The following is a 3073-nucleotide window of genomic DNA, read 5'->3' as shown; positions in this document are numbered from 1 at the left end:
ATCCCCGGCGCCCCCCCACCCCCGGCCCCACCCGCGGGCGTCGGCCCCCCGTCGGTGCGGGGGGGGGGGGCCGCGCCCCGTCCCCGGACCTGGATAGGGTGGAGTCCGGGAACCTGCCGGGCTCCCGGACTCCTCTACGACCATCAGGAGCGGCCATGAGCGCTGTGACCCCCGCTGGAGGCGACACCGCGGCGGGCCGCTCCTGGCCCGCCCTGCTGAACGGACTGCTGGACGGCCGGGACCTGTCCGCCGACGACACCGCCTGGGCGATGGACCTGATCATGCGCGGCGAGGCGACCGACGCGCAGATCGCCGGCTTCGCCGTCTCCCTGCGGGCCAAGGGCGAGACCGTCGAGGAGATCACCGGCTGCGTACGGGCGCTGTACGACCACGCCAACGTGATCGAGGTGCCGGGCGCGACCGTCGACATCGTCGGCACCGGCGGGGACGGCGCCAAGACGGTGAACATCTCCACGATGTCCTCGATCGTCGTGGCCGGCACCGGCGCGAAGGTCGTCAAGCACGGCAACCGGGCCGCCTCCTCCGCGTCCGGCGCCTCCGACGTCCTGGAGAAGCTCGGCGTCAACCTGGAGCTGACCCCGCGACGGGTCGCCGAGGTCGCCGAGGAGGCCGGGATCACCTTCTGCTTCGCGGTGAAGTTCCACCCGGCGCTGCGCCACGTGGCCGCCGCGCGCGGCCAGCTCGGCGTCCGCACGGTGTTCAACTTCCTCGGCCCGCTGGCCAACCCGGCGCGGGTCAAGGCGCAGGCCGTCGGGGTCGCCGACCCCCGGATGGCGCCCATCATGGCCGGGGTCTTCGCCGAGCGCGGTCACTCCTCGCTGGTGTTCCGCGGCGACGACGGCCTGGACGAGCTGACGACCACCGCCACCTCCAAGGTGTGGGTGGTCCGGGGCGGCAAGGTCGCCGAGGAGACCTTCGACCCGCGCGACGCCGGCATCGACCTCGTGCCCGTGGAGGCCCTGCGCGGCGCCGACGCCTCCTACAACGCCGAGGTCGCCCGCCGGCTCCTCGACGGCGAATTGGGTCCCGTGCGGGACGCGGTGCTGCTGAACTCGGCGGCGGCGCTGGTGGCCCTGGAGCCGGGCGGCGGCACCCTGACGGAGCAGATCCGCGCCGGGATGGCGAAGGCGGCCGAGGCGATCGACTCGGGGGCCGCCAAGCGGGTCCTGGAGCGCTGGGTGGCCGTCAGCAACGCGTAGCCGCCAGGCGGTGGGATGTCCCGCGATCCGGACACGGGTTGCGGGACATCGATCGTTTCCCGTATTTTCCTGCCCAGGTCATGAGTGACAGCCATCAGGCCCCGGCCGGCTGTCCGGCAACCCTCCGTCCGTGGCGGGGTGCCCCGGGTGAAGACCAGGCCGTGAGCAGCAAGGCCCACGGCAAGCGCGGACCCCTCGCACACCAGGGGTCCTGGTCGTCGAGGAGTCTTCCGTGAGCAAGCGAATGCGCTAGGGCTGCCGAGCCCCGCCTCCGCACGTCCCCTTTCCTTTCCTTCCGCGCTTGAGCGATGTGCGCTCGCGCGGGGATTCCGCCTGCCTCACCGGGAGTTCCGTCATGTCCGTTCCCACCGCTGCCGCCGATCCGTCCGCCCGCGCCGCTGCCGCCGACCCGTCCGTCCGCGCTCCCCTGCCCGTCCTCGGCGGGGACGTCACCGTCCCCCTCGTCACCGGCGGCGAGGTCACCTACGCAGCCCTCGACTACGCCGCCAGCGCCCCCGCCCTCCAGCGGGTGTGGGACGACGTGGCCGCGTACGCGCCGTACTACGGCAGCGTCCACCGGGGCGCCGGATACCTCTCCCAGCTCTCCACCGACCTGTTCGAGAACGCCCGCCGGACCGTCGCCGAGTTCCTCGACTGCCGTACCGGGGACCAGGTGGTGTTCACCCGGTCCACCACCGACTCCCTCAACCTGCTCGCCGCCGCGCTCCCCGACGGCTGCGAGGTCTTCGTCTTCGAGACCGAGCACCACGCCTCCCTGCTGCCCTGGCGCGACGCACGGGTCACCTGCCTGGACGCCCCGCGCAGCCCGCGCCAGGCCGTCGAGACCCTGGAGCGCGCCCTCGCCGGCCGCGACCCCTACGGCCCCGCCCTGGTCTGCGTCACCGGCGCCTCCAACGTCACCGGCGAGCTGTGGCCCGTACGGGAACTGGCCGCCGCCGCGCACGCGCACGGCGCCCGGATCGTGCTGGACGCCGCCCAGCTCGCCCCCCACCACCCGGTGAGCGTCCGTGACCTGGACGTCGACTGGGTCGCCTTCTCCGGGCACAAGCTGTACGCCCCCTTCGGCTCCGGTGTGCTGGCCGGCCGCGCCGACTGGCTCCGGGAGGCCGAGCCCTACCTCGCGGGCGGCGGCGCCAGCCGCAGGGTCACCCGGCGCACGGACGGGGGAGTGGACGTGGAATGGCACGACGGCGCCGCCCGTCACGAGGCCGGCTCGCCCAACGTCATCGGCGCGTACTCCATCGCCTCCGCCTGCAAGGCGCTCACCGAGGCCGGGTTCGACGCCCTGGCCGCCCGCGAGGAGGAACTGATCCGCGCGGTGCGCGAAGGACTCGCGGACGTGCCCGAGGTGCGGTTCCTGTCCCTGTTCGGGGACGACGCCCCGCGCGTCGGTGTGCTCTCCTTCGTCGTCGAGGGCTGGAACAGCTCCCACTTCGCCGCCGCGCTCTCCGCCGAGTACGGCATCGGCGTACGGGACGGGCTGTTCTGCGCGCACCCGCTGGTGCGCACGCTGCTCGGCGGCGACGCGGGGGCCCAGGGCGAGTGCGGTGCCCCCGAGGCGGCGCCCGGCGAGAAGTCCCTCAACGCCATCCGCGTCAGCTTCGGCGCGGGCACGCCCGACGAGCACGTGGAGCGGTTCGTACGGGCGGTGCGCGAACTCGTCCGCGACGGCGCCCGCTGGACCTACCGCACGGTGGACGGCCGCTGCGTCCCGGACACCTCCGCCCGGGCCTGATCTTTTCTCGCCCCCGCCGCCCCTTCCCGTTCCCGTCCTCCGGGGGCGCTGCCCCCGAACCCCCGCTCCTCAAACGCCGGAAGGGCTAGTTCCAGCC

General features: G+C 74.1%; 2 protein-coding genes and 1 riboswitch. Both genes read left to right on the top strand.

The features are described 5' to 3' along the window. Window positions 1-155 precede the first annotated feature (155 nt). The gene (trpD, locus tag ACFXAE_RS36095) at window positions 156-1220 is read left to right on the top strand and encodes an anthranilate phosphoribosyltransferase (RefSeq protein WP_384723939.1); all 1065 of its coding nucleotides are present in this window, start codon (window positions 156-158) and stop codon (window positions 1218-1220) included. Window positions 1221-1296: 76 nt separating this feature from the next. Next, window positions 1297-1413, top strand: a riboswitch (SAM riboswitch). 162 nt (window positions 1414-1575) lie between these two features. Continuing rightward, window positions 1576-2976, top strand: a complete 1401-nt coding sequence (locus tag ACFXAE_RS36090; protein ID WP_384723936.1) for an aminotransferase class V-fold PLP-dependent enzyme — start codon at window positions 1576-1578, stop codon at window positions 2974-2976. The last annotated feature ends 97 nt before the right edge of the window (window positions 2977-3073 follow it).

Source organism: Streptomyces sp. NPDC059454 (genome assembly GCF_042749965.1).
Taxonomy (GTDB): Bacteria; Actinomycetota; Actinomycetes; order Streptomycetales; family Streptomycetaceae; genus Streptomyces.
This window is presented reverse-complemented; position numbering and strand designations above follow the sequence as displayed.

Excerpts from the sequence above, each read along its gene's own strand:
- trpD (WP_384723939.1), top strand. The coding sequence starts at position 156 with ATGAGCGCTGTGACCCCCGCTGGAGGCGACACCGCGGCGGGCCGCTCC.
- ACFXAE_RS36090 (WP_384723936.1), top strand. The coding sequence starts at position 1,576 with ATGTCCGTTCCCACCGCTGCCGCCGATCCGTCCGCCCGCGCCGCTGCC.